Below are 26,456 nucleotides of genomic sequence, written 5' to 3' on the forward strand. Positions count from 1 at the left end.
GGCCTCCCGCAATGAGATTCGTGCTGGCAACGCTGGGAACTCGCGGCGATATCGAGCCGTGCGCCGCCATCGCCCGGGAACTGCAACGCAGAGGTCACGATGTGCTGATGGCGGTCCCGCCCAACTACGTCGGCTTCATCGAGTCGGCGGGCCTGACCGCGGTCTCCCACGGCCCCGACCAGGTGCGGCAGAACGCAGAAATCGCTCGCAAATACGGCGCTACGCCGAATCCTGTTGCCATGGCGTGGGAAATCTTGCGGGACATCACGCAAATGTGGCCGGAGCTGGGCAGGGCGCTCACGTCACTGGCCGACGGGGCCGACCTGCTCTTTACGGACGCCAGCGAGCAGGGGCTTGCCGCCAATGTTGCGGAATACTATGGCATTCCGCAGGCCGCCATGCACATCTACCCCATCGCTCCGAGCGAAACGCTTTCGCCCGTAACCAAAGACGCCGAAGACGAGCTACGCCGGACATTGGGGCTGTCAGCGCAAAGGGGCCCATCCGCGCCGCACCCACTGGAGATTCAGGCCTACGACGAATTCTTCTTTCCCGGACTGACGGCCGAATGGGCGCAACACGGTGTCCGGCGAGCCTTCGTCGGCGGGCTGACGCTCGAGCTGCCGACCGAGGTCGACGACGACGTCGCGTCATGGCTCGCCGCGGGAACACCGCCAATCTATTTCGGTTTCGGCAGCAGCGCGCGAGTCGCATCGCTTGCCGACGTGACGACCATGAGCACGGCCTGCGCGCACCTGGACGAGCGGGCGTTGATTTGCAGCGGCGTAAGCGATCTCGCCGGCCTCCCGCATCTCGAGCACGTCAAAGTCGTGAGCGCGGTGAACCACGCGGCCGTCTTTCCGGCTTGCCGCGCGGTCGTCCACCACGGGGGGCCCGGCACCACGTTCGCGGGCATCCGGGCCGGAGTCCCTACGCTTGCCCTTGCCGTCTCGGTCGACCAGCCGCTCTGGGCGGCCGCGGTCAACCAACTGGGAGTGGGCATTGGACGGCGCTACGAAGACACCACCCTCAATTCGTTGATCGCGGATCTGCGGTCCATCCTCACGCCGCAGTGCGTGGCTCGCACCCGCGAGGTCGCCGCCCTGATGGCCACACCGGCGGAAAGCGCCACCACGGCGGCCGACCTATTGGAGGACGAGGCCCGTCGCGGTCACCCGGCCGAAGGGCAAGCGCCGCCGACCGCGGAATGATCGGCGCGGGTCAGCGCGGGGCGGCCGAATGCTGGATCTGCGCGGCCGAGACGCTGCCATAAGACGGCAACGCGAAGTCGGGTAGGGCACAGATGTCGGTGCTGTCCCGGACCCGGTCCAACCAGTAACTCTGATCAGCGGCCGACGTGCAGGCGTAGAGCTTCATGTAGGTCGCCGCGAACGGGAACAAGAAGCCGTTGCCGACCGCCTGCCAGACGGCCGCCGCCACGCCCGGGGTTTCGACGCCCCGGTAGTCGTCCAGCGCGATCACGGCTCGTGGCGCAGCGTGGGTCACGGCGAGGTGGATGTCCTTCGCCACGCACCGGTAGCTGTGACAGCCGTCGATGTGGGTGAACCGAAGTGCCCGTTCGCCGAGATCGAGCTCCGACGACGGGCAGACCTCAAGCTGTGGCCGGCGAGTGTGGAACCGATCCCAGTTGGCCAGGAACTGCTGCTGGTCGAGGCCCGCGTACTGCCGGCGCGGGAGCGGCGCGAGGTCGTCGTGATCCACCACCGCATCGAAGAGATCGCAGATCACCAGTTCTTCGTCGTCGCGCAGGCCGTAACCCATCAGGATGGCGGACTTGCCCTGGTACGTGCCGATCTCCAGCATGTCGCCCTTGATGCCCTCGGCCGTCTGGCAGGCGAGCAGCTTGCTGAAGAGCGCGACATCGGCCTCGAAGAACCAGCCGTCGACGTTGTCCATCTGCTCGGCATAGAGGTTCCATACGGCATCGGTCATGATGCGCTCGTGCGCATGAACTCCTCCAAGGGGGTCCGTGGTGGCCGACGTTTTCAGATGTGCGCCGTGCGTTGAAGGGTATCAATGCAGCACACGACTCGCTCGGGGCCTTTGGTCCTTCGGCTTGGATATCTTCGGCCCTGACAGTCGCGGCCGCCCCGAGTGATCCTGCCGGTGGGTACACGGCCGATCAGAAAAGAACTCCAAATGTGGCAACCACCACGTGGCGCGATCTTGGTAGGCGTTGATGGCTCGGCCGCGGCGCTGGCTGCCGTCCGGTGGGCGGCGCGGGATGCGGCGCTCAGGAAGGCGCCGCTGACCCTGGTCCATGTCGTCGACGCCCTCTTGCCGGAGTGGTTCGAGGTGGCCGCGCCGGCCGGCTTCAGCCAATGGCAGGAGCGGCGGGCACGCGATGTCATCTCGTCGGCGATCAAGGTGGCCGAGGAGAACACCGGTGAGTGCGATCCGGTGCAGATCGACGGCAAGGTGTTGCGCTCCGCCACCCTCCCGACGCTCGTCGGCCTCTCCAGAGCGGCGCAGATGGTCGTGGTCGGCTACCGGGGACACGGCGGCGTCCTGGCCGGCAACTTCCTGGGCTCGGTGAGTTCGAACCTGGTTTACCACGCGCATTGCCCGGTCGCGGTAATCCACGACGACAAAGCCCTGACCGGCGATGGCGCGCGGGCACCGGTGCTGGTGGGCATCGACGGCTCACCGGCGTCGGAAGCGGCCACTGCCATCGCATTTGAGGAAGCCTCCCGGCGCGGTGTCGGGCTGCTGGCCATGCACGCCTGGACCGATCCCCGGGTTGCCGGCTCCAAGGGATCGTTCCAGGACGCCAAATGGGACGCTCAACTATCCACGGAGGAGGCGACGCTCGCCGAGCGACTGGCCGGTTGGCACGAATGCTATCCCGACGTGGGGATCGATCGCAGGATCGAAATCGGTGATCCGGCGCGTTGGCTGATCGAGGCGTCCGAGCGCGCGCAACTGGTCGTGGTCGGCAGCCACGGCTGCGGCTGGTTCAGGGGCAGGTTGCTGGGATCGGTCGGGGCGGCGGTAGTGAACAGGGCCAAGGTCGGGGTCATCGTGGCGCGCCGGCCGTGACGACGGCCGCCCGCGGGCCCTGCTAGTTCCTCGGGCTCACGGGCACGAGGTCTTCGGTGAGGGCCTCGTCGGCCAGATCTTCGAGTTCCCTGCCTTTCGTCTCCGGTCCGATCGCGTAGCCGAGCAGCGTCAGCCCCCAGAGGCCGGCGAGCGCGAGATACGGCGTCTCGAGCCCGTAATGCGTGATGCCCCAACCGACCACGGCCGGGGCCGCGATGGAGACCACGCGGCCGCCGCCGACTGCGATGCCGAAACCCGTGCCGCGCAACACCGTTGGGAAGAGCTCCGAGACGTACGTGTCCCCGACGCCCCACAACCAGCCGAGGGTGGCGATGGCGATCGCACCGAAGACCAGGTATCTGTCCAACGAGTGGGAGGTGGCGGCCAGGACGGTCGAGACCAACTCGATCACTCCGGCGAGGATCGCCGAGGGGCGCCGGCCCACCCAATCGGCGAGCGCGGTTCCCACGTAGACGAACACGACCTGGAGCAGGAAGAACAGCAGCGCGTAGCGGATCGCCTCGATCGAGGAGGCGTGGAACCTCTTGACGATGTATGTCGTCAAAAAGACGGTCACGCCCCAGTAGCCGACCGCGTTGGCGGTGTAGATCAGCCAGCCGGAGAGCAGTCGCCGACGCACGCCGGGAAGGTGCCACAGTCGCGGCTTGCTGGCCCCGTTGTCGACCCGGGCCTGCACGTCGGTGTACCGGTGCGACTCGGCGATGCCGCGCCTGACGAGGAAGAGGACGACGGCCGGGACGATCGCGACGATGAACGCGGACTGCCAACCGAACCGCGGCACCAGGGCCAACGCGACGGCCGCTGCGAGGACATAGCCCAGCGAGAAGAAGGAGAAGATCACCCCGCCGACTCCCAGGGCGCGCGTCTTCGCGGGCCAGACTTCGGCGGTGTAGGGCGCACCGACCGCCAGTTCCCCGGCACCGCCCACCCCGGTGAGAAAGCGAAGTCCGGTGAAGGCGGCGACGTTCGCCGTGAGGCCGGCCAATGAAGTGGTGATGCCGTAGAGCAGGATCGACGCTCCGAGGGTGGTCTTACGCCCCCACCTGTCGGCGGCGTATCCGAAGCCGATGGTGCCGATTGTGTAGCCCAGCAGGAAGATCGAGCCGATGTAGCCGGCCTCGGCGTCGGTGATGTGCAACGTCTTCTTTATATCCGGCAGCACCAAGCCGTAGATGTTTACCGCGTACGAGTCGAAGCCATAGCCCAGCCCGGCTGTCACCGCGACGAAGAGGGCCTGCTTGAACGTGGCGGGTATGGCTCGAGATACCTGGGTCGGGGGGCTGCCCACATTCGACGTCACCTGAGGGAAGGTATGCGCGGGGCCACGTGCGCAAAAGGATCACAATCCGCCTGATCGGAACCGGTGCCGCGCGGATCGGGGGTAGCTTGGCACCGGGCTCGTCCGGCCACACGGCTTATCGCGGCGGCCTGGTAGGGATGGAAGAAGCAAGCGATGAGGACTCATCCGCATTGACACCCTCCGAGCGGCAAAGTCCCGCGGTGGCGGGAATGCTCGCGGCGTGTCTCATGCTGGTGCAGTGCACCGCCGCGCAGCCGCCTTCGGCGGCGCCATCGCGGTCCGCTACACCGTCATCGTCGGCCAATGCGACATCGTCGGCCGGCGCGACCGTCGACCCGGTCACCGCCGCCGAGCTCGGCGCGAGCTGGCGGCCGGGCTGCCCCGTCGAGCCGGGCCGGCTGCGGCGGATCACCTTCGCCCACATCGGTTTCGACGGCCAGGCACATCGGGGCGAGCTGATCGTGCAGGAGGACTTGGTGCCGGACGTCATCGCGATCTTCGAGCAGCTCTACCGACTGCGCTATCCCGTCGAGAAGATCCGCACGGTGGACCACTATTCGGATGCGGATGACGAATTGTCCATGGAGGACAACAACACTTCGGCGTTCAACTGCCGAACCATCCCGGGGACCGACGAATGGTCTCCGCACGCTTACGGCCGGGCGATCGATCTCAATCCGCTTGTCAATCCTTGCCTCTACGCCAGCGGGTATTTCGAACCGCGCAACGCGGCGGCCTACCTGGACCGCAGCCGCACCGACCCGGGCCTCTTACACGCCGGCGACCCTGCGGTCCGAGTCTTCACAGATCGTGGCTGGCGGTGGGGTGGCGAGTGGACGGCGCCCCTCGACTACCAACACTTCGAGCGGCCCTAAAGGCCCAGGGCCTGAGCCGCTGCCGTGGCAATCTCACCGCGCAGATCCGACACGGGTGGACTGCCCCGGGTGTGAATCGAATTCGAGAGCACAACGACGTAGGTGTCTGAGCTCGGGTCCATCCACACGGAGGTTCCGGTGAAGCCGGTGTGGCCGAAGCTACCGATCGGGAAGACGACGCCTCGCGGCGCGGACTGGCCCGTATCGATATCCCAGCCGAAGCCGCGCAGGTTCTGCCCCGCGATCGCCGGATAGCGCGGGGCGAGCAGCGGATCCGCCCTGTTCGGCCTCTTCGCGATGGCCGCTCGGGCGGCGGCGTTGGCCGCCTTGAGTTGCTCAAGCGTGTGGCCGGGTTGCTGGGGACTGGTCATCGTCTCGAGAGTTGTTTGCGTCAAGGGGAATTGGCTCGGACGGCCCGCGAGCCGGTCAAGCAGTGCCTGCGCAAAGATGCCGACATCGTGGGCCGTCGAGAACACGCCCGCATGCCCGGCCACTCCCCCCATGCGCCGCGCCGTCGTGTCCTGCACGGTGCCCCGAAGCAGGTGATCAAGGTCCGGGTTCTTGCCCGGATCGGCCCTGCCCTCTTCGTCTCGTGCCGTCGGTGCGATGCGGGGCAGCAGACCGGCGTTCCAGCTGCCCACGGGGCAGGCGTCCGGCGCCTGGTCTTGCGGCGCGGGAGCCCAGGCGACCGCGGCTCCCAGCGTCGTGTGCGGACCACACGCTTGCGCCGGGGGCAGGTAGTGGGTGTCCGCCATACCGAGCGGCTCGAACACCTGTCGCTGAACGTAGACGTCCAGGGCCTCGCCGGTGGCCTTTTCGATCAGCGCTCCCAGCAGGATGAAGTTGATGTCCGAGTAGCGGAAAGCCTGGCCCGGAGCCGACTCCAGTGGCGTGGTGAGCGCGCGATGAAGGCCCTCTTCCTTATCGGCCTTGTCCAGCCCCCACGGGTCTCCCAGATTCACGTCCCCGGTTTCCCCGGAAGTGTGGGTGAGGAGCATTCGAACGGTCACCTTTGCGCGGCGCGGATCGTTCACGGTGTTGAAATCGGGCAGGTATTGCTGCACGGGGTCGTCGAACGCAACCTTGCCTTGCTGGTAGAGCTGCATGACCGCGGTCGCCGTCGCGAGGCTCTTGGTCAACGACGCCAAGTCGAAGATCGTGTCCTCGGTCATCGGCTCGGCGGGCGCCGGTAACCCGTCGAGGCCGGGTTCGCCGGCCAGCTTGCGGGAACCGTAGGCCTGGTGGAAGGCGACCTTGCCGCCGTGACCGATGACCACCACCGCACCCGGCAACCGGTTCGCCGCGATCGCGTCGTTGATCAGCCGGGAGACATGTGTGAAGTCAACCGCGGGCGCCGGGTCGGGCGGTTTGACGATTGTCGCGACGTCCGGTCCGGGAGCCCGCGTGCGTGCACCCACGGGGGGGCGCCCCGCATCGCCACGCGCGCAGGCCGCGGTTATTGCAAGGAAGGCGGTCCCGGCGGCGATGGCGGTTCGGATCGCACCGCGGAAACCCGCGGCGACCGGTCGATTCATTGTGGAGCCCATCTCGTTACCTGCGATTTTGTTTTCGGATCGCGACGGCGTCAAGTGATCACGCCCGTATCGTGAGGGCGGTGTGCGAGCCTGCGCCCGGCCGGCCCCCTAAGCCGCCAGCCGTCGTCAGCCGTCGCCGGCTGTTAGCGGTGGCCGGCGGCGTGGGCGTGGGGGTGGCGTCCATGGTCGGCGCCTGGCCACCTTCGGCTCAGCGACCTTCCCCGACTTCGACGACGAGCGTCGGCCTGACCACGACCACTTCGGCGTTGCTGCTCTGCCGAGACGCCTGGGGCGCGCGTCCGGCCCGCTCCGGAGGCAAGCGCCACACCATCACGCGGATGACCCTGCACCACGAAGCCGTCGTCCTTGGCGACAATCGCAATGCCCCCGGCCACCTCCGACAGGATCAGCGGTACCACCAGGATCAGCACGGGTGGGTCGACATCGCCTATCACGTCGGCGTGGACCGCAATGGCAACATCTACGAACTCCGAAGCACCGAGATCGCCGGTGACACCGCGACGGACTACGACACCACGGGCCATTTCCTCGTGCTCTGCGAAGGGGACTTCGATCGAGAGGCCGTGTCGGAGGCCCAGCTTCAGGGAGCGGCTCGCGCGTTCGCATGGGCCGCCCAGAACTTCCGTCTGGCAACCGCCACATTGGCGGGCCATCGCGACCTGGCCCAAACCTCTTGTCCTGGCTCGAATCTGTATGCCCACCTTTCCTCGGGCGACCTGAAACGCCGCATCGACGATCTGCTGGCCGCGGGCGGAGTCGACCTCCAGCGCTTCTGCGGACCAGACGCCGCCGCAAGAGTCGCGGCAATCGAGGCCGGCAACTGATGAGCGCTCCCCGATGTCGGCCGAGTTGACCGGCGGCAATCGACCACAGCGGATTTTCTACAAGCGCGCTAGTGCAAAGCCGCTTCGCGGGTATAGAGTCTAGGGCGTTACTACCCTCAATTCGGCGGGACGTAGGCGTCCGGAATTGGGTCTAAGTCGGGCTGGACGTGGGCGTCCGCGGCACATATGGCCAATGCCAACACCTTTCACAGCCAGAAGGCTCCCATGAAACAACTGTGTGAAGACCTGACTCAATTCGCCATGCAGGTGCGCCAGATCGGGTATTCCGTCAACGGCGGCGTCGGAGAGCGGGAATGCCTGGATCTGAGCGCACGCATGCTCGCCGCGGTTAAGCAGGCTCAGGCCAGGGAGCTCGCCGAACTTCCCGGGTGACCTGGCGACTGCGGACAGATTGGCTGGAAGGATGACCGACAGCGCCAATCACCTCTGGCCCGGCGACCTCATCGCCCAAGCCACGGACATCATCAGCGACCGCTGCCAACTCGACGGCGCGCAAGCCTTCGAAGTGCTCCGCAGCATGTCACGCGACACCAGGATGCAAATGTGTGTGGTCGCCGAGCAGATCATCAACCAGAATGTGCCGGTGAACGCCGTGCTCCGCCTCGAAAACGGAGGTGACTGAACGGGAACGCGCACCAAGCGGGTTCCATCGCCGAGGCGCGGTGCATCTCCGCCAAGGGTTTTCGTCATTCTGCATTACCCGGAGCCACCGGGCTCGTGGAACTCGTTGAGGTCGTAGGACTCGTTGAGGTCGTAGGACTCGTCGAGGTCGTAGGACTCGTCGGGGTCGTAGGACTCGTCGGGGTCGTAGGACTCGTCGAGGTCGTGGGACTCGTCGACCGCGTAGGGCTGGTAGGACTCGTCTGACTCGCCGGAGTCGGAGGCGGAGTCGTGGGCGTGGTACTCGCAAGGCCCGGGCCTTCACCGCACCAGTCCGCCACATCTTTCGGATACTGCTCGAGCGGTGGAGGACAACGCTGCCCCGGCGGGAAATTGGCGCCGGCGTTGAGCAGATCGCAGGGCACATAGACCTGCTTGCCCTTGGGAGTGTTGGTCAGACATTTCGTCGGCGGCTCGCTGTGGGCCTGGACGGGAATGATGGCCGCCGCTACCGCCACCGCCGCGCCGAGCGCCCAAGCAAGACGGCGATAGGTCATGAAAGCTCCTCACTTGCTCAGCCGAAAACGTTCCCGTGATGCGGTGTCGGGCGTGCACAAGGTGACATCGCCGTCGTAGGGCGATTAAAGCCGCTCACCGCAGGCAAAATCCAACCCGTAGGTCTCCGGACGTAGTCGCGGCGCGTACTCACTTATCGCTTGAACAGCACATTCTGTTGTGGAGCTGCCGGGAATCGAACCCGGGTCCAACGGCATTCCCTCAAGACTTCTCCGTGCGCAGTCCGCTATGCCTCTGCTCGGATCTCCTGGTCACGCGGACTAGCCAGGATGACGATCCCAGTCGCTGTTGGTGTCCCGATGAGTCCCGCGACCGGACTCATCGGTGGATCCCTCTAGCTGACGCCAGGCTCCGGGTCGAGGGCTTTCCCGGTCTGACGGACTAGCTGTCGCTTAGGCAGCGAGAGCGTAGTCGCGCTGATGTGAATCGGCGCTTATCTGGTTGCAACGACGCTTACGGTGGTCTCTTGCCTGCACCGGCACGCTTCCCTTGATTCGATGCGCGATGTCGAAACCTTTCAGCCCCTCGCACACCCGCCGATTTTCGGCAGGACAATCAATGGTACGCCGGTATCAACGCGCGGCAACGGAGTTGTCTTCCCGACCGGCGACGATCAGATCACGAAATTGAGGTGCTCGACGACCCTGGCGGCCACGCCCTGGTCGCCGCCGAGGTCGACGCCCTGTGACCGCGAGGCACACATCGGGCGCCCGCCGGCGAGCCGGGTGAACTGCAGTCCGTCCAGCCGGATCGTCACCGTCGGCTCCAGACCGCCGAAGTCGTCGACCACCTGGGCCCGGCCGTCGACGCTGACTCGGATGCGGCGGGAAAGCGGCCCGGTGAGCTCGAACAGGACTCGCGAGCCCTCGGGCGCTTTCGCCCGCTTGCCCACCACGTAGCCCATCGTCGCGGCGATCTCGTCGAGGGACAGTTCCGATGCGGGCCCGACGAGCTGATCGTCCGACGACGGCCGCCCCAAGGCCTGACGAATGTCCTGCTCGTGCATCCAGCAGTCGAACACGCGGACCCGCATGAACCGCCCATAGCTCTCCGGACCCACCGGTGTCGGCGTCACGGCGTCCCACTCCTCGGCGGGCATGCCCGCCAGCGCCTTGCGCCGTTCGTCGGCGATGTCCTTGAACCGTTCGAGCACGTCCGCGCCGGGTTCCGTGCTGAGGTGACGGACCCAGCACTCGTTCATCACGCCGATGTCGTTGCGCACGTGCTCGAGCGCCGAGACGTCGATGTCGGGCTGGGGCGCGGGGACGCCGGCGAGGAAGGATTCGGTGCCGATCATGTGCGCTACCAGCGCCTTGACGTCCCAGCCGGGCAACGGACTGGCCGCCTGCCATTCCGCTTCCGGCAACCCGTCCAGCAGTGCGGTGATGTCGTCCCACACCGCGAACAGACCAGCGAGCACATCGGACTTGTCCAGCTTGGTGACGGGGCGATCGGCCATGTTCGGATAGTAGGCCGGTCGGCCGGCCAGGCCGTCAGCTGGCCGCGATCATGGCCACGGATCCCATGGCCATCACCATGCCGAAGCCCTGCCAGCGGGTCAGCCGCTCGCGCAGCACGACCATCGCCAGCACGACCGTCGCGGCCGGGTAGAGCGAGATCAGGATGCTGGCCAGCGAGAGCAGCCAGGTGTGCAGGGCGAGCAGCATGGTGACGTTGGCGCAGATGTCCAGCAGGGCCACGGCCCAGGCGAGCTTCATGGGCTTCCCGCGCGGCGCCCGAAAGTTGTCGCTGGCCGCGGCCATCACGAAGATCACCACGGTGGCCGAGAGCCGGGCGAAGACCAGCGGCCACAGCTTGCATGCGTGCGGCGCCTGGTGGAGGAACACCAGGTTCAGCCCCATCGCGGAGCCGGCCAGCAGTGTGAGCCAGGCCACCTTCGGGGTGAATCGATACGGTGTGACGCCCTGCGCGGTGGCCTCCCGGCTCACCAGCATGACCGCGACGAGGGCCAGTACGACGCCCACCGAGGCCCCCGGCCCGGGACGCTCCCCCAGGGCCACTCCGACCGCCACCGGCACGGCGGCGTTGAGGACCGCCGCCAACGGCGAGACGACGGAGATCGGTCCGGCGCCCAGCGCCGCGAAGAACGCCCACATGCCGACCGCCATCCCGACGCCGTACAGGCCGCCCCAGAAGATGGCGCCGCGCGAGATGGGCCCGCCCACGACGAGGGCCAGCGCGCCCAGCAAGAAGGTCTCGATCGGGTAGACCACCAGCATCACGCGCAGCGCGGCCACCCGTCGAGCGGCTACACCGCCCACGAAATCGCTGACGCCGTACGTGACGGCCGACAGCTGGGCGTAAGCGGCCCCGATCAGTTCATGCCCTTGGCTCGGCGACCCAATTCACGGACCACTTCGCGCTGGGCATCGCGGCGGGCCATGTCCTGGCGTTTGTCGTGCGCTCGCTTGCCGCGCGCCAGCGCGAGCTCGACCTTGACCTTTCCCTCGGAGAAATACAGAGACATCGGCACGAGGGCGAGGTTACCATCTCGTATCTTTCCGACCAGCCGGTCGATTTGTTGCCTATGTAACAACAACTTTCGATTGCGACGGGGCTCATGGTTGGTCCAGCTACCGTGCTGATACTCCGGAATGTACAAGTTGCGCAACCACACTTCGCCGTCGTCGACGGTTGCGAACGCGTCGGCCAAAGACGCTTGGCCCGCGCGCAGGCTCTTCACCTCCGTGCCCTGTAAAGCCACTCCGGCCTCGAACTCCTCGAGGATCGAATAGTTGTGCCGCGCTTTGCGATTGGTGGCCACAATCTGTTTGCTGCCACGCTTGCCGCCCGCTCCCTTGGCCCGGCCAAGATCTTTGGCCATAGCTACCGCCTGATGTAGAGGCGCAACGTCGCGTAGGCGGTCAGCCCGGCCATCGACACGCCGAGCAGGAACAACCACGGCGAGATGTAGAGGATGTCGGCGTAGTCGACCTTCGCGATCAAATGAGCTTGGTAGAACTGGCTCAGCGCGTTGTCCAGGAACCACGCCCGCACCAGGATCAGGCCGACGATCGCGATGGCCACACCGATGGACGCGGCCAGCATCGCCTCCACCAAGAAGGGCAACTGCGTATACCAGCGACTGGCGCCGACCGAGCGCATGATCCCGATTTCGGTGCGTCGCGTATAGGCGGCGACTTGCACCATGTTGGCGATCAGCAGGATCGCCCCGACGGCCTGCACCAGCGCGACGGCGAACGCGGCGTCACGCAAACCGTCCAGAACGGCGAATAACCGGTCGATCAAATCCTTTTCGTTGAGGATGCTGCGAACCCCGGGCTGACCCTGCATCGCGGCATCGAACTCCGCGTGCTGTTCGGGATTGTTCAGCTTGACGATGAACGACGCGGGAAACGATTCCTTGCCGGCCACGTCCTTGAACTCCGGGAACTTCTTGACCGCGTCGTTGTAGGCGTCCTGCCGGTTGATGAAGCGCACCGATTTGACATCTTGTCGTGCATCGATCTTGTCGCGCAGCGCTTTACACGGAGGCGACGCACACGTCGCGTCGTTGGCGGAGATGTCGTCGGTGAGGAACACCTGCGTCTCGACGCGATCGAGATAGATCTCCCGCGAGTTGTCAGCCAACCGGACCACCAGCAGACCGCCACCGAACAGGCCGATGGAGATGGCCGTGGTGAGGATCATCGCGGCCGTCATCGTGACGTTGCGGCGAAGGCCGGTCAGGACCTCGTTGAACAGGAAGCCAAAGCGCACTTAGCGGTCCATCCCATAGATGCCGCGCTGCTCGTCGCGAACCAGCCGCCCCAGAGACAACTCGACGACGCGCTGGCGCATCGAGTCGACGATGTGGTGGTCGTGCGTCGCCATCACCACCGTCGTCCCCGTGCGGTTGATCCGCTCCAACAAATCCATGATGTCCTTACTGGTGTCCGGGTCGAGATTGCCAGTCGGCTCGTCGGCCAGCAGAACCAGGGGCCGGTTGACGTACGCGCGCGCGATCGCGACGCGTTGCTGCTCGCCACCGGACAACTCATGGGGCAGCCGGTTGGCTTTGCCGGACAGGCCGACGGTTTCCAGCACCTCGGGCACCACCCGGTTGATCGCGTCGGTCCGCCGGCCGATCACCTCCAGCGCGAAGGCGACGTTTTCGTACACGGTCTTCTGTTGCAACAGGCGGAAGTCCTGGAAGACGGTACCGATCACCTGGCGCAGCTTCGGGATGTGACGACCGCGCAGCTTGTTGACGTGGAACTTCGACACCCGGATGTCGCCGGACGTCGGGTTCTCCTCACCCAGCAGCAGCCGCATGAACGTCGACTTGCCGGAGCCCGACGGGCCGATCAGGAAGACGAATTCACCCTTGTCGATTTTGACGTTGACGTCCTCCAACGCCGGGCGGGCCGACGCTTTGTACTTCTTGCTGACATGGTCCAGGGTGATCATCACGGCACGCCAGTGTAGCCGTGAATTTCGCTGGCAAGCGAAGTCAACTGGCTGGCGGCGGTGAACCGGGCACCGGACCGGGCCCCGGCTGCGGTAGCTGCGGAGGCGGTGTGGTCGGGCTCGTACTGGGTGGGCAGAAGGGCGGGGGCAACAGGCAGGGCAGCTGCGGAAGCTGAACCGGCGGCGGCGGCGTCGTGGTCGTGGTCACCGGCGGAGGTGGCGGCGGTGGTGGCGGCGTGCTCGTCGGGGTCGGCGTATACGTGGGCGTGGCCGGCGGCTGCTGCACGCGACTGCGGGGCACCCAGGTGTAGTTGGGGTCCGGAACGAAGCCCGGGGGCACCACCTGCTGCGCCGGCGGCTTGGGCGCCGGTTCGGGACGGTAGGTGTCGTAGACCCACCACACGACGAAGAAGGCGACGATCAACACCAGGGTCGACGTGCGGACTCGCCCGCCGAACATGTATTGCGGCCAGCGGTGATCTACGTCGGAGTCCTCGCTGCGCTTCTCGAAGATGCTCAGGGTGAACTTCAACGCTTCTGCACCGCACCTTGCACGTCGTCGTCGATCCGGTCTTCAGCGGCCTGGGCGGCCGGGACCGACGGGTCTTCCACCAGCCCCACCGTCGCGTCCGCCGCGGTCATGATGCCGACGCGGGCCAGCGCGCGAATGACCAGGACGCGCAGTTGCCGGCCGGCCTCGAACTGCTTGCCGGGCAGGGTCCGGGCCACCAGGCGCAGGGTGACGGTGTCGACTTCGATGCGCTCCACGCCCATGACGGTGGGGGCATCCAAGAGCAGCTCCCCCAGCACCGGGTTGTCCATGGCATGGTCGCACTCCTGGTGCAGGACCGCGTTGACCCGGTTCAGGTCGGCGCTGGTGGACACCGGGATGTCCACCACTGCGCGCGCCCAGTCCTTGGACAGGTTCACCACCTTAACGATCTGCCCATTAGGGATGGTCAGCACCTCGCCGTCCGGTGAGCGCAGCCGGGTCACCCGCAGCGTCACGTTCTCCACGGTGCCGCTGGCCTCCGTCGCGGAGACGACGGTGAGGGTGACCAGGTCCCCGAAGCCGTACTGGCGCTCCGCCAGGATGAAGAAGCCCGACAGCAGATCCCTCACCAGCTGCTGCGCGCCGAACCCCAGCGCGGCGCCGACCACAGTGGCCGGCGCGACCAGTCCACCGACCGAGAACTGCAACACGTCGGCGATCTGCATGATGACCCAGATACTGATGAGGACCACCGACACCCAGGAGATCACCGAGGCCATGGCCTGGCGGTGCTTGGTGGCCTCCGAGCGCACCAGCGCGTCGCTTTCGGCGAATCCCAAGTTGAGCTGGCGGGTCACCTGCTTCGCGACCCAGTTGACGAACCGGGCCGCCAGCACCGCCACGATCAGCACCATCACGATCCGCAGACCCCTGGTGATGATCCATTGGCCGACGTCGCCGCGCCAGAATTCGTGCCAGCCCAGCGCATTCACCACCGCGGGCGAGGCGAGAAGAGTTGTGTTAGTCGTCATCTTTTCGGTTGCGCCACCGGATCCCCGCTTCCAGGAACCCGTCGATGTCTCCGTCCAGGACGGCCGCCGGATTGCCGACCTCGTAGTCGGTCCGCAGATCCTTGACCATCTGATACGGGTGCAGGACGTAGGAGCGCATCTGGTTGCCCCACGAACTGCCGCCTTCGCCTTTCAACGCGTCCAGCTCGGCCCGTTCTTCGGAACGCTTGCGCTCCAACAACTTTGCCTGAAGCACACGCATCGCCGAAATCTTGTTCTGCAGTTGCGATTTTTCGTTCTGGCAAGTCACGACGATACCCGTTGGGATGTGGGTTAAACGAACCGCCGAGTCGGTGGTGTTCACCGATTGGCCGCCCGGGCCGCTGGAGCGGTAAACATCAACCCGCACATCGCCTTCCGGGATGTCGATGTGATCGGTGGTGTCCACCACCGGAAGGACCTCGACTTCGGCGAACGACGTCTGACGTCGATTCTGGTTGTCGAACGGGCTGATCCGCACCAACCGATGGGTGCCCTGCTCGACGGACAACGTGCCGTAGGCGAACGGGGCGTGCACCGCGAACGTCGCGCTCTTGATGCCCGCTTCCTCGGCGTAGGAGGTGTCGAACACCTCGACGGGATACTTGTGCTGTTCGGCCCACCGGATGTACATCCGCATCAGCATCTCGGCCCAGTCCGCGGCGTCCACCCCGCCCGCGCCCGAGCGGATGGTGACCAGCGCCTCACGTTCGTCGTATTCGCCGGACAGCAGCGTGCGCACCTCGGTGGCCTCGATGTCGGCGCGCAGCGCCTTCAGCTCGGCGTCCGCCTCGGCGAGCGCTTCCGTTTTGCTGGCGGCACCTTCCGCTTCTTCGGCCGCCAGCTCGTAGAGCACCGGAAGGTCGTCGAGGCGCCGGCGCAACTCCTCGATGCGGCGCAGCTCCCCTTGAGCGTGCGATAGTTCGCTGGTCACCCGCTGCGCGCGGGTCTGGTCGTCCCACAACTGGGGATCGGACGCCTCGTGTTCGAGCTTCTCGATGCGGCTGCGCAGACCGTCCACATCGAGCACCCGCTCCACCGTGGTCAGGGTGGAGTCAAGGGCGGCGATATCGGCTTGACGGTCGGGTTCCACAGCCGACAACGTTACCGGGGCCCGCCAGGCACCTCGTCTCCCGGCGAGTGCCCGGGCCACGACCAGCGGTCATGCGTTTAGCATCGAATCACGATCATGTGCACCCCGCGCTGCGCGCCGACAGCCCCCCGCGCGCTAACCGGGCACGAATAGAAGGTCGAGTATGCGCCCATACCACGTTGCAATCGTCGGCTCCGGACCGTCGGGGTTCTTCGCCGCGTCAGCCCTGCTCAAGGCGGCCGACGCGGCCGACGACCTCGATATGGCCGTCGACATGCTGGAGATGCTGCCCACCCCGTGGGGGCTGGTGCGCTCCGGCGTCGCGCCCGACCACCCGAAGATCAAGTCGATCAGCAAGCAGTTCGAAAAGACCGCCGAGGATCCGCGCTTCCGATTCTTCGGCAACGTCGTGGTCGGTGAGCACGTGCTGCCCGGTGAGCTCGCCGAACGCTACGACGCCGTGGTCTACGCCGTCGGGGCGCAGTCCGACCGGTCGCTGAAGATTCCCGGCGAGGACCTGCCCGGCAGCATGGCCGCCGTCGAATTCGTGGGTTGGTACAACGCGCACCCGCACTTCCAAGAACCCGGCCCGGACCTGTCGGGCGCCCGGGCCGTCGTCGTCGGCAACGGCAACGTCGCCCTGGACGTCGCGCGCATCCTGGTGACCGATCCCGATGTGCTCGCACGCACCGACATCGCCGACCACGCTCTGGATTCGCTGCGGCCGTGTGGTGTGGAGGAAGTGGTGATCATCGGGCGACGCGGGCCGCTGCAGACCGCGTTCACCACGCTGGAGTTGCGCGAGCTGGCGGATCTGGAAGGTGTCGACGTGATCGTCGATCCGGCGCAGCTGGAGGGCATCACAACGGACGACGAGGCCGCCGCGGACAAGACGACGAAGCTGAACATCAAGGTGTTGCGCGATTACGCCGGGCGCGCGCCACGGCCCGGCCATCGTCGAATCGTGTTCCGGTTCATGACTTCGCCGATCGAGATCAAGGGCGACGACAAAGTGGAGAGCATCGTGCTGGGCCGCAACGAACTGGTCACCGACGACAGCGGCCGGGTGTCGGCCAAGGACACCGGCGAGCGCGAGGAACTGCCGGTTCAGCTGGTGGTGCGGTCGGTCGGCTACCGAGGCATGCCCACGCCGGGGCTGCCGTTCGACGAGAAGACCGCGACCATCCCCAATGCCGCCGGCCGGGTGGAGGGCAGCCGCAACGAATACGTCGCCGGATGGATCAAGCGCGGCCCGACCGGTGTCATCGGTACCAACAAGAAGGACTCGCAGGAGACGGTCGACACCCTGCTGGCCGATCTGGGTCGCGCGAAAGCCGGCGATCTGGCGGACTTCCCCGAGGACCACGCCGACAAGCTGGCCGAGTGGCTGGCCTCACGCCAGCCGAAGCTGGTCACCTCGGCGCACTGGGAGACCATCGACCGTCACGAGCGCGCCGCCGGTGAGCCGCACGGGCGTCCGCGCGTCAAGCTGCCCAACCTCGAGGAGCTACTCCGGATCAGCCACGGCTGATCACGAAGCCACGGTGGCGAGCAGTTCGGGTGCGTCGAGTCCGGTCAGCCGCCCGTGCATGGCCCAGGCGATGCGGGCGCCCTGAACCCCCGCCGTCACAGGTTGCCGCACCGTATCGCCAGCACGGAATGTCCCGCGTTGCAAAGCTGCTCAGCGGTATGACCTTCGGTGACCAGCAGCTGCCCGGCTTCCGGGTTGGCGCGCAGGTACTGCTCCACACTGTCGCGCACGATCGCGGGCTCCACCCGCACGTCCGGGTACAGCCGCGTCCAACGCGCGAGCTGTCGAGTCAATTGCGCTTGCGCCGAACGTGTTCCGTCGCCGGTGTCCTGAGTGTCCTCACCGCGACACACCCAGAGCGCGCGCAGCGTGGCTCCCCGCAGCCTCGCCTCATCGAACGCGTGGCGCAGCACCATGCCGTTGTCGACCTCGGCCAGCACCGTGGTGACCTTCGGCGCCGCCGACCGCTTTGCCGGCTGCCGGATCACCGCGACCGGGCACCGGGCCGAGCGGGCCAACGCGGTCGCGACCGGGGTTCCGCCGTGGCGGGCGTGGTTGAGTCCGATCGAGCCGACGCACATCATGGCCGCGGACGTCGACTCCTCCAGCAGCGTGGTGAGCGGCCTTCCGCACAGAATGTCGGTTTCGACCTTGACGGGGACGCCGGTGGCGTCCACGGACCGATGGGCGTCGGCCAGCGCCGTCCTCGCGCCTGCGAGGCGCGCCTCGCAGGCGTGCGCCGTGGTGGCGTCCTGCGGGTCGACGACATAGACCAATCGCATCGGGATGTCGCGGCTGATCGCCTCGTCGATCGCCCACAGGGCGGCCTGCTGCGCCGCCCTCGAGCCGTCCACTCCTACGACGATTGCCGGAGCCGGGAGGCTATTGCTCATCGCGGTCTCCTCTGCTGAGCTGTAGGCGGGGAACTTTCGCGCCGCTCAGCCACGACGTTATGGCGGGAAACCAGTCTCGCCCAGGGGCATTGGTCCTGAAACAGATGCCATAGGCCCCTGGTGACGTGTGGCGGCGACGATCGGCGTTCCCCGGCGACGGACAACCGAATACAAGCTGATTGCGCAGATGGACGGCGGGGCACCACCACACCGGAGACGGGAGACTCGCACATGGCCGCTCAACAGACCGCTCAACCGACTTCCTCACCGCCCCTGGTAGGCAAAGGCTGGCTTCAGGGCGTCGCCCTGGTCATGATCTTCGGCTTCCTGGTCATGGGCATCCTGGCCTACCGCACCTACTCGGCGTCGATGCCGATGCCGGACAAGGTCGTCAACGAATCGGGCCAGCTGCTATTCACCGGCGACGACATCACGCGGGGGCAGGAGCTCTACCAGACCCGGGGCCTGATGGAATACGGCTCGGTGCTGGGACACGGCGCGTACCTGGGGCCCGACTACACCGCCGAATACCTGCGGATGGCGACCCAGGACGTCGCCGATCAGCTGCGGGCGCAGGGGGTGACCGACCCGCGCGATCGAGTGGTGACCGAGTTCCGGACCAACCGATACAACCCCGGCTCCAGGACCCTGGTGTTCACCGACCGGCAGGCCGCGGCGTTCGACCACATCCAAAGCCACTACGCCACCTATTTCGGCGAGAACTCGACCAAGTATGGGTTGCTGCCCCGGATGATCACCGACAAGGCGCAGATCCACGACCTGACGGCGTTCTTCGCGTGGACGGCCTGGGCGGGCGCGGCCGAACGCCCCGGTCACAAGTACAGCTACACCAACAACTGGCCTGCCGAGCCGCGGGTCGACAACGGCCCGACCGCGCCGGTGATCGTGTGGTCGGCGCTCTCGCTGATCGCGTTGCTCGGTGGCATCGGCGCCATGTTCGCCGTCTACGGGCGATGGAGCCAGAAGGTCGGCTGGCACGGCGCCGAGTCGTCCACGCTGTCGTTCCGCCAACCGGGCGACGTGAGCCTGACGCCGGCTCAGCGCGCGTGCGTGTGGTTCTTCGCGATCGTGTCGGTGCTGTTCCTCGCGCAGACGCTGCTGGGCGCGGCCGCCGAGCACTACCGGGCCGACCTGTCGACCTTCTTCGGGCTGGACCTGGCACGGGTGCTGCCGTACAACCTGGCCCGCACGTGGCACGTGCAACTGGCGCTGTTCTGGACCGCGGCGGCCTTCCTGGCCGGCGGCATCTTCCTGGTGCCGTTCATCGCCCGCCGCGAGCCGCGCCGTCAGGGGTTGCTGGCGTACGTGCTGCTGGGCGCGGTCGCGGTGGTGGTGTTCGGTTCGCTGATCTGCGAAGCGCTCTCCATCTACGGAGTGATCCCGCATGGGCTGCTGTCCCAGCAGTGGGAGTACCTGGACCTGCCGCGGCTGTTTCAGATCCTGCTGATCGTCGGCATGTTCGTGTGGATTGCGATCATCTTCCGGGGCATGCGGGCCCGGCTCAGAGGCGAATCGAAGATGAACATGCCATGGTTGTTCTTCTTCTCCGGGCTGGCGATCCCGGCGTTCTACACCGTCGGGCTGTTGGCCGGCAGCGGCACGCATTACACCGTCGCCGAGTTCTGGCGGTTCTGGGTGGTGCACCTGTGGGTCGAGGACTTCCTCGAGCTGTTCACCACGGTGATGGTGGCCTACATGTTCGTGTTGCTGGGCGTCGTGCGCGAACGGATCGCGCTGGGCGTGATCTTCCTTGACGTCATCCTGTACTCCGCGGGCGGCGTCATCGGCACCATGCACCACCTGTACTTCTCGGGAACCCCGGTGGAGCACATGGCGCTGGGCGCGTTCTTCTCGGCGGCCGAAGTGATTCCGTTGACTTTCCTCACCGTCGAGGCGTGGGCGTTCCTGCAGCTGGGGGCGCGCCAGCAGTCCGGCGACACCAACCCCTTCCCGCATCGTTGGGCGGTCATGTTCCTGGTCGCGGTGGGCTTCTGGAACTTCCTGGGGGCGGGCATCTTCGGGTTCCTGATCAACCTGCCGATCGTGTCCTACTACCAGATCGGGACCGCGCTGACCGCCAACCACGCACACGGCGCGATGATGGGCGTCTACGGCATGCTCGCCGTCGGCCTGGCGATGTTCACGTTCCGCTACGTGATCCCGGCAGACAAGTGGCCGGAGAAGCTGGCGCGAATCTCGTTCTGGTGCATGAACATCGGCCTGGCGTGGATGGTGTTCGTCACCCTGTTGCCGCTGGGCGTGTTGCAGCTGTATCACTCGGTCAACGACGGCTATTTCGAGGCGCGTTCGCTGGGCTACATCACCAGGCCCGGCAATGCGGTGATCGAATGGCTGCGGATGCCGGGCGACCTCATCCTGATCGTCGGCGGTGTGCTGCCGTTCGTCTGGATCGCCTGGACCGCGTTGCGGCATTTCCGCACGGGTTCGACGGTTCAAGAGCTGCCCGAACATCCGCTCTACGTCGAAGCCCCGACCGAACCGGAGACCGGTGCCACGGTGGCGGCGAAGGACTGACAGGTGACTCAACCGCCCGCCTCGGTATGGCTGATTGCCGGGTATTCCCTCGCGCTGGTGGCCATCGGCTGGAGTTTCGACTCGATGGCCAGGCGGGCGTCGGCCCGCGCGGCGCGTTGGCGCACGGGGCAATTCACCTACAGGCCGGATCACGACGCCTGGGTGTGTCCGCAGGACCACTGGCTATGGCCGACTTCGTTCGACCCGCGGCACCGGGTCATGCGATATCGCGCCCAGCCGGTGGTGTGCAATAGCTGTCCCGTCAAATCCAGCTGTACGACGTCGGATCACGGCCGGGAGATCAGCCGCGAGGTGGACCCGTGGCCGCATTCGGACGCCGGGCGGTTCCACCGCGGGATCGCCTGTTGCGTGGCCGGATTCGGGATCGTGCTGCCCCTGGCGACGATGTTCGCCAACCACTCGGGCGCCGACGTGTTGGTCTTGGCCGGCACGATCGGGGTCGTCGCGCTGCTCGGCCTGCCGCTGATCCGCCACCTGTGGAACACCCCGTCCAACGCACCCGAGCACGTGCCGCATCGCACCGCGCTCGAGGACCAGGCGGCCGCGGCGATCGACAGGTATTCCACTCGCTGGGGCAGCTGGGAGCGCAAGGAGGGCAACACCACATGACTTCCGTCGTGATCGTCGCTGTCATCGCCGGGATTGTCGGGCTGGCCGTGCTCGCGATGTGGTCGCTGGCCGTGCTGCGCGAGTACGAACGCGGAGTCGTCTTCCGGATGGGTCACGTGCGCCCGCTGTACGGCCCCGGCCTTCGCTTCCTGATCCCCTTCCTGGACAAGATGATTCGCGTGGACCAGCGCCTGGTGACGCTGACCATTCCGCCGCAGGAGGTGATCACCCGCGACAACGTGCCGGCCAGGGTCAACGCCGTCGTCATGTTCCAGGTGATGGAGCCGCTGAAAGCGATTCTGGCGGTGGAGAATTACGCGGTGGCCACCTCGCAGATCGCCCAGACGACGCTGCGTTCGCTGCTGGGACGGGCCGACTTGGACACCCTGCTGGCGCACCGGGAGGACCTCAACAGCGACCTGCGCACGATCATCGAAAAGCAGACCGAACCATGGGGTGTGCAGGTTCGCGTCGTGGAGATCAAAGACGTCGAGATTCCCGAGTCGATGCAGCGGGCGATGGCCCGCGAGGCCGAAGCCGAACGTGAACGCCGCGCGAAGGTCATCAACGCCCGCGGAGAATTGCAGGCCTCCGAAGAGCTGCGCGAAGCCGCGGAGACCCTGTCCAAGAGCCCCGCCTCACTGCAATTGCGGTATCTGCAAACGCTGCTGGAATTGGGGGCGGACCAGAATTCGACCGTCGTCTTCCCGCTGCCCGTAGACATCATCACGCCGTTCTTGCGCCACCCCGAGGTACTACAGGGCGTCGTCGACAAATTCAACAATCAGCGCTGAATCCCGCCGCGGCATTTCACTGAACCGGGGGCGGCTCCGACGGCGCCAGCCGCCAGTTGTCGGGATTCTTCGGCGAATACACCACCGGGAACAACTGGCCCATGGTCGGCCAGTGGTCGACGTCCACCGCCATGCGCTGATACACCGCGTGCTCGCTGACGGTGGGCCCATTGATCACCCCGGCGATGGTGACGAACTGTTCACCGGCGGCGTCCGGCCGCGGGCTCACCCCGGTCACCAGCAGCGTGCCGTTGAGCAGCTCGCCGCGGGGCCCCCGCGGGAGGAACCGCTGGGCAAGGGCCACCGCGAGAACGGCCAGCAGCAGGATCAGCACACCGAATTCCCACACGCCGCCATGGTAAGGCCGTGATAGGACTGCGTGATGAGCCGGGACGATCTGACGTTGGCGCTGACGCTGGCCGACCGCGCGGACGCGCTGACCTCCGCCCGATTCGGGGCGCTCGACCTGCGCGTCGACACCAAACCCGACCTGACTCCGGTCACCGACGCCGACCGCGCGGTGGAGACGGAGCTGCGGGGGGCGCTGGGACGCGAACGCCCGCACGACAGCATCGTCGGCGAGGAGTTCGGCGGAACCACCACCTTCACCGGACGGCAGTGGATCATCGACCCCATCGACGGCACCAAGAACTTCGTACGGGGGGTGCCGGTGTGGGCCAGCCTGATAGCGCTGCTCGAAGACGGTGTGCCCACCGTCGGCGTCGTCAGCGCGCCCGCGCTGCAGCGTCGCTGGTGGGCTTCGCGCGGCCGGGGCGCCTTCGTCTCGGTCGGCGGCGCACCGCCACGCCGGCTAACGGTTTCCTCTGTGGCCCAACTGGATTCGGCCAGCCTCTCGTTCTCCAGCCTGTCCGGCTGGGCGCAGCGCGGGCTGCGCGAGCGCTTCATCGCGCTGACCGATGCGGTGTGGCGGGTGCGCGCCTTCGGCGACTTCCTGTCCTACTGCCTGCTGGCCGAGGGCGCCGTCGACATCGCCGCCGAACCCGAGGTGTCGGTCTGGGATCTCGCCGCCCTCGACATCCTGGTGCGCGAGGCGGGTGGGAACCTGACCGGCCTCGACGGCGTCGCCGGCCCGCACCGCGGCAGCGCGGTGGCGACGAACGGGCCGCTGCACGGGCACGTCCTCGGCAGCCTCGGCGGCCCTGTGAATTAGTTAACAAGTGTTCTCTGTAATCTTACTCCGGAGTAAGATAGGCTTATCCGCACTGCCCCGACAACTACAGGCTGCCGACATGACCGACACTCGTTCCGGTTCACCACAAACGTCCAAATCCGCCCGCTCACGCAAGCGCAAAGACCGGCAGAGCGGGATCGGGCTGCAACCGCACAAGCGCACGGGCGTCGACATCGCCATCGCGCTGCTCACCCCGCTGATGGGGCAGGAGTTCCTGGACAAATACCAGCTGCGCGACCCGGTCAACCGCGGCCTGCAATACGGGACGAAGACGATCTTCTCCACGGCCGCAGCCGCGTCCCGGGAGTTCAGGCGGCTGCAGAATCTGCGCGGCGGGCCGACCCGGCTCAAGTCGAGCGGCAAGGACTACTTCGACCTGACGCCCGACGACGACCAGAAGATGATCGTCGAGACGCTCACCGAATTCGCCGAGGAGGTGCTGCGGCCCGCGGCTCACGACGCCGACGAGGCGGCGACCTACCCGCCCGACCTGATCGCCAAGGCCGCCGAGTTGGGCATCACCGCGATCAACATCCCCGAGGACTTCGACGGCATCGCCGCGCACCGCTCCAGCGTCACCAACGTGCTGGTGGCCGAGGCGCTGGCGTACGGCGACATGGGTCTCGCGCTGCCGATCCTGGCCCCCGGCGGCGTGGCCGCCGCGCTGACCCATTGGGGCAGCGCGGACCAGCAGGCCACCTACTTGCACGAGTTCGCCGGCGAGAACGTGCCGCAGGCCTGCGTCGCGATCGCCGAGCCGCAGCCGCTGTTCGACCCCACCCGCCTGACCACCACCGCGGTGCGCACTCCGAGCGGCTACCGCCTCGACGGCGTGAAGTCGTTGGTCCCGGCGGCGGCCGACGCGGAGCTGTTCATCGTCGGGGCGCAACTCGACGGCAAGCCGGCCCTGTTCATCGTCGAGTCGTCGACGAAAGGCCTTACCGTCAAGGCGGATCCGAGCATGGGCATCCGCGCGGCGGCCCTGGGCCACGTCGAGCTCTCCGGGGTGTCGGTGCCGCTGAACGCGCGGCTCGGTGAGGACGAGGCAACCGATGACGATTACTCGGAGGCGATCGCGCTGGCCCGGCTGGGCTGGGCCGCGCTGGCGGTGGGCACCTCGCACGCGGTGCTCGACTACGTCGTCCCCTACGTCAAGGAGCGCGAGGCCTTCGGCGAGCCGATCGCCCACCGTCAGGCCGTCGCGTTCATGTGCGCCAACATCGCCATCGAGCTCGACGGGCTGCGGCTGATCACCTGGCGCGGCGCGGCCCGCGCCGAGCAGGGCCTGCCCTTCGTCCGCGAGGCGGCGCTGGCCAAGCGACTCGGCACCGACAAGGGCATGCAGATCGGCCTGGACGGCGTGCAGCTGCTCGGCGGCCACGGCTTCACGAAGGAACACCCGGTCGAGCGCTGGTACCGCGACCTGCGCGCGATCGGCGTGGCCGAAGGCGTCGTCGTCATCTAGGCGCCTCACCCGATCCGGACTACCGAAAGACCAATCATGGCAATCAATCTGGAACTGCCCCGCAAGCTGCAAGCGGTCGTCGTCAAGACCCATCAGGGCGCCGCGGAGCTGATGCGGCCGATCGCCCGCAAGTACGACCTGAAGGAACACGCCTACCCCGTCGAACTCGACACCCTGTACAACCTGTTCGCGGGCGCCTCGGAGTCGATCGAATTCGCCGGGGCCGACAACCTGGGCGACGAAAACCAGGACAGGGACCAAAACCACAACGGCGCCAACATGGCGGCGCTGCTGCAGACCTTGGAGGCCTGCTGGGGCGACGTCGCGATGATGCTCTCGGTCCCCTATCAGGGTTTGGGTAATGCGGCCATCTCCGCCGTCGCCACCCCGGAGCAGCTCGAGCGCCTGGGCAAGGTGTGGGCGGCGATGGCCATCACCGAACCCGGCTTCGGCTCCGACTCGGCGGCGGTGTCGACCACCGCCAAGCTGGACGGCGACGAGTACGTGATCAACGGCGAGAAGATCTTCGTCACCGCCGGCTCGCGCGCCACCCACATCGTGGTGTGGGCCACGCTGGACAAGGCGGCGGGGCGGGCCGCGATCAAGTCGTTCATCGTGCCGCGGGAGCACCCCGGCGTCACCGTCGAACGGCTAGAGCACAAGCTCGGCATCAAGGGCTCCGACACCGCGGCGATCCGGTTCGACAACGTCCGCATTCCCAAGGAAAACCTGCTGGGCAACCCGGAAATCGAAGTCGGCAAGGGCTTTTCGGGGGTGATGGAGACCTTCGACAACACCCGGCCCATCGTGGCCGCCATGGCCATCGGGGTGGGCCGCGCCGCCCTGGAGGAGATCCGCAAGATCCTCACCGAGGCCGGCGTGGAGATCTCCTACGACCAACCGTCGCACGCCCAGAGCGCCCCGGCGGCCGAGTTCCTGCGGATGGAGGCCGACTGGGAGGCCGCCTACCTGCTGGCGCTGCGCGCGGCGTGGCAGGCCGACAACAAGATCCCCAACTCCAAAGAGGCCTCGATGAGCAAGGCCAAGGCCGGCCGCATGGCCAGCGACGTCACCCTCAAGAGCGTCGAATTGGCCGGCACCACCGGCTATTCCGAGCAATCGATGCTGGAGAAGTGGGCGCGGGACTCCAAGATCCTGGACATCTTCGAGGGCACCCAGCAGATCCAGCAGCTGGTGGTCGCCCGCCGCCTGCTGGGCCTGTCGTCCGCCGAGCTCAAGTAGCGAGCGCGTCCAGCCGCTCGCGCACGTGGTCGTCGAGCTCTATCGACGCGACGTCGAGGTTCTCCTCCAGGTGGCGCACCGACGAGGTGCCCGGGATCAGCAGCACGTTGGGCGCCACGCTCAGCGTCCACGCCAGCGCGACCTGCGCCGGCGTCCGCCCGAGCCGCTCGGCGACGTCGACCACCAGTTCGTGGGTGAGCACGGGGTTGGGCCGCATGAAGGCGGCCCCCAGCGGGAAGAACGGAACGAACGCG

At 66.9% G+C, this 26,456-nt stretch carries 27 protein-coding genes, 1 other RNA gene and 1 pseudogene; 13 read left to right on the forward strand and 16 right to left on the reverse strand.

Annotated features, from left to right (window positions below; genetic code table 11):
• The first annotated feature begins 11 nt into the window (after positions 1–11).
• Positions 12–1,211 carry a glycosyltransferase gene (locus A5692_RS21770; RefSeq protein ID WP_068059706.1) on the forward strand — a complete coding sequence of 400 codons (1,200 nt, stop codon included), beginning with the start codon at positions 12–14 and terminating at the stop codon, positions 1,209–1,211.
• A 10-nt stretch (positions 1,212–1,221) separates the two neighbouring features.
• On the opposite strand, the gene A5692_RS21775 is transcribed toward A5692_RS21770, so the two are convergent.
• A complete protein-coding gene (locus A5692_RS21775; protein ID WP_068059709.1) occupies positions 1,222–1,953 on the reverse strand; it encodes a class I SAM-dependent methyltransferase in 732 nt (243 codons plus the stop codon).
• A gap of 207 nt (positions 1,954–2,160) precedes the next feature.
• Here A5692_RS21775 and A5692_RS21780 point away from each other — a divergent pair, with 207 nt between their 5' ends.
• Entirely contained in the window at positions 2,161–3,060 is a 900-nt protein-coding gene (locus A5692_RS21780; protein WP_068059790.1) for a universal stress protein, read from the forward strand.
• A gap of 22 nt (positions 3,061–3,082) precedes the next feature.
• Here A5692_RS21780 and A5692_RS21785 read toward each other — a convergent pair whose 3' ends face one another.
• Entirely contained in the window at positions 3,083–4,381 is a 1,299-nt protein-coding gene (locus A5692_RS21785) for an MFS transporter (protein ID WP_068059713.1), read from the reverse strand.
• Positions 4,382–4,590: 209 nt separating this feature from the next.
• On the opposite strand from A5692_RS21785, the gene A5692_RS21790 reads away from it, so the two are divergent.
• A complete protein-coding gene (locus A5692_RS21790; protein ID WP_068059716.1) occupies positions 4,591–5,256 on the forward strand; it encodes a M15 family metallopeptidase in 666 nt (221 codons plus the stop codon).
• On the opposite strand, the gene A5692_RS21795 is transcribed toward A5692_RS21790, so the two are convergent.
• Positions 5,253–6,791 (reverse strand): serine hydrolase, encoded by a 1,539-nt coding sequence (locus tag A5692_RS21795; RefSeq protein ID WP_068059719.1) that lies wholly within the window; start codon positions 6,789–6,791, stop codon positions 5,253–5,255. The two genes, A5692_RS21790 and A5692_RS21795, sit on opposite strands and share 4 nt — an antisense overlap.
• Before the next feature lie 266 nt (positions 6,792–7,057).
• Here A5692_RS21795 and A5692_RS21800 point away from each other — a divergent pair, with 266 nt between their 5' ends.
• From A5692_RS21800 to A5692_RS21810, 3 genes are all read left to right on the forward strand, one after another.
• Positions 7,058–7,636 (forward strand): N-acetylmuramoyl-L-alanine amidase, encoded by a 579-nt coding sequence (locus A5692_RS21800; protein ID WP_255397062.1) that lies wholly within the window; start codon positions 7,058–7,060, stop codon positions 7,634–7,636.
• A 225-nt stretch (positions 7,637–7,861) separates the two neighbouring features.
• The gene (locus A5692_RS21805) at positions 7,862–8,029 is read left to right on the forward strand and encodes a hypothetical protein (protein WP_156766211.1); all 168 of its coding nucleotides are present in this window, start codon (positions 7,862–7,864) and stop codon (positions 8,027–8,029) included.
• A 31-nt stretch (positions 8,030–8,060) separates the two neighbouring features.
• The gene (locus tag A5692_RS21810) at positions 8,061–8,279 is read left to right on the forward strand and encodes an ANTAR domain-containing protein (RefSeq protein WP_068059728.1); all 219 of its coding nucleotides are present in this window, start codon (positions 8,061–8,063) and stop codon (positions 8,277–8,279) included.
• 711 nt (positions 8,280–8,990) lie between these two features.
• On the opposite strand, the gene ssrA is transcribed toward A5692_RS21810, so the two are convergent.
• From ssrA to prfB, 9 genes are all read right to left on the reverse strand, one after another.
• Positions 8,991–9,358: a transfer-messenger RNA gene (gene ssrA / locus A5692_RS21815) on the reverse strand.
• An 88-nt stretch (positions 9,359–9,446) separates the two neighbouring features.
• Positions 9,447–10,292, reverse strand: coding sequence for a maleylpyruvate isomerase family mycothiol-dependent enzyme (locus tag A5692_RS21820; protein ID WP_068059731.1), 846 nt, complete (start codon positions 10,290–10,292; stop codon positions 9,447–9,449).
• Positions 10,293–10,326: 34 nt separating this feature from the next.
• A complete protein-coding gene (locus A5692_RS21825; RefSeq protein ID WP_156766212.1) occupies positions 10,327–11,172 on the reverse strand; it encodes an EamA family transporter in 846 nt (281 codons plus the stop codon).
• Positions 11,169–11,678: an SsrA-binding protein SmpB gene (gene smpB, locus A5692_RS21830; protein ID WP_068059741.1), complete on the reverse strand. Its 510-nt coding sequence runs from the start codon at positions 11,676–11,678 to the stop codon at positions 11,169–11,171. The genes A5692_RS21825 and smpB overlap by 4 nt, the downstream gene beginning before the upstream one ends.
• 2 nt (positions 11,679–11,680) lie before the next feature.
• Positions 11,681–12,574, reverse strand: coding sequence for a permease-like cell division protein FtsX (gene ftsX, locus A5692_RS21835; protein ID WP_068059744.1), 894 nt, complete (start codon positions 12,572–12,574; stop codon positions 11,681–11,683).
• Complete coding sequence (gene ftsE, locus A5692_RS21840) at positions 12,575–13,264, reverse strand: cell division ATP-binding protein FtsE (protein ID WP_068059793.1); 690 nt, start codon at positions 13,262–13,264, stop codon at positions 12,575–12,577.
• Between the two features lie 43 nt (positions 13,265–13,307).
• On the reverse strand, positions 13,308–13,796 hold the full coding sequence (locus A5692_RS21845; protein ID WP_068059747.1) for a hypothetical protein: 489 nt from the start codon (positions 13,794–13,796) through the stop codon (positions 13,308–13,310).
• Positions 13,793–14,788, reverse strand: coding sequence for a mechanosensitive ion channel family protein (locus A5692_RS21850; RefSeq protein ID WP_068059750.1), 996 nt, complete (start codon positions 14,786–14,788; stop codon positions 13,793–13,795). Before A5692_RS21850 ends, A5692_RS21845 begins: the two co-directional genes overlap by 4 nt.
• On the reverse strand, positions 14,778–15,899 hold the full coding sequence (gene prfB / locus A5692_RS21855) for a peptide chain release factor 2 (RefSeq protein WP_068059753.1): 1,122 nt from the start codon (positions 15,897–15,899) through the stop codon (positions 14,778–14,780). Before prfB ends, A5692_RS21850 begins: the two co-directional genes overlap by 11 nt.
• A 163-nt stretch (positions 15,900–16,062) precedes the next feature.
• Here prfB and A5692_RS21860 point away from each other — a divergent pair, with 163 nt between their 5' ends.
• A complete protein-coding gene (locus A5692_RS21860) occupies positions 16,063–17,430 on the forward strand; it encodes an FAD-dependent oxidoreductase (RefSeq protein ID WP_068059756.1) in 1,368 nt (455 codons plus the stop codon).
• Here A5692_RS21860 and A5692_RS29235 read toward each other — a convergent pair.
• Positions 17,431–17,523: pseudogene (locus A5692_RS29235) on the reverse strand (cyanoglobin); the annotation flags it as partial.
• A 2-nt stretch (positions 17,524–17,525) separates the two neighbouring features.
• Positions 17,526–18,323: a universal stress protein gene (locus A5692_RS21865; protein ID WP_068059760.1), complete on the reverse strand. Its 798-nt coding sequence runs from the start codon at positions 18,321–18,323 to the stop codon at positions 17,526–17,528.
• 231 nt (positions 18,324–18,554) lie between these two features.
• Between A5692_RS21865 and A5692_RS21870 the strand changes: the two genes are divergently transcribed.
• From A5692_RS21870 to A5692_RS21880, 3 genes are read left to right on the forward strand one after another with little or no spacing between them, the layout of a single operon-like run.
• Complete coding sequence (locus tag A5692_RS21870) at positions 18,555–20,879, forward strand: nitric-oxide reductase large subunit (RefSeq protein ID WP_068059762.1); 2,325 nt, start codon at positions 18,555–18,557, stop codon at positions 20,877–20,879.
• Positions 20,880–20,882: 3 nt separating this feature from the next.
• Complete coding sequence (locus A5692_RS21875; protein WP_068059765.1) at positions 20,883–21,509, forward strand: hypothetical protein; 627 nt, start codon at positions 20,883–20,885, stop codon at positions 21,507–21,509.
• A complete protein-coding gene (locus A5692_RS21880) occupies positions 21,506–22,303 on the forward strand; it encodes a slipin family protein (protein WP_068059768.1) in 798 nt (265 codons plus the stop codon). The genes A5692_RS21875 and A5692_RS21880 overlap by 4 nt, the downstream gene beginning before the upstream one ends.
• Before the next feature lie 16 nt (positions 22,304–22,319).
• Here A5692_RS21880 and A5692_RS21885 read toward each other — a convergent pair whose 3' ends face one another.
• Positions 22,320–22,652, reverse strand: coding sequence for a hypothetical protein (locus tag A5692_RS21885; protein ID WP_068059771.1), 333 nt, complete (start codon positions 22,650–22,652; stop codon positions 22,320–22,322).
• Between the two features lie 33 nt (positions 22,653–22,685).
• Here A5692_RS21885 and hisN point away from each other — a divergent pair, with 33 nt between their 5' ends.
• The 3 genes from hisN (at position 22,686) to A5692_RS21900 (ending at position 26,202) form a co-directional block, all read left to right on the forward strand.
• On the forward strand, positions 22,686–23,474 hold the full coding sequence (gene hisN, locus A5692_RS21890) for a histidinol-phosphatase (protein WP_068059773.1): 789 nt from the start codon (positions 22,686–22,688) through the stop codon (positions 23,472–23,474).
• A gap of 79 nt (positions 23,475–23,553) precedes the next feature.
• Positions 23,554–24,960 carry an acyl-CoA dehydrogenase family protein gene (locus A5692_RS21895; RefSeq protein WP_068059777.1) on the forward strand — a complete coding sequence of 469 codons (1,407 nt, stop codon included), beginning with the start codon at positions 23,554–23,556 and terminating at the stop codon, positions 24,958–24,960.
• Between the two features lie 36 nt (positions 24,961–24,996).
• Positions 24,997–26,202 carry an acyl-CoA dehydrogenase family protein gene (locus A5692_RS21900; protein ID WP_068059780.1) on the forward strand — a complete coding sequence of 402 codons (1,206 nt, stop codon included), beginning with the start codon at positions 24,997–24,999 and terminating at the stop codon, positions 26,200–26,202.
• On the opposite strand, the gene A5692_RS21905 is transcribed toward A5692_RS21900, so the two are convergent.
• Positions 26,195–26,456: aldo/keto reductase (locus A5692_RS21905; protein ID WP_197514533.1), on the reverse strand; the 262-nt coding region annotated here is incomplete at its 5' end. The genes A5692_RS21900 and A5692_RS21905 overlap by 8 nt on opposite strands.

This window comes from Mycobacterium sp. E342 (assembly GCF_001667665.1).
GTDB lineage: Bacteria > Actinomycetota > Actinomycetes > Mycobacteriales > Mycobacteriaceae > Mycobacterium.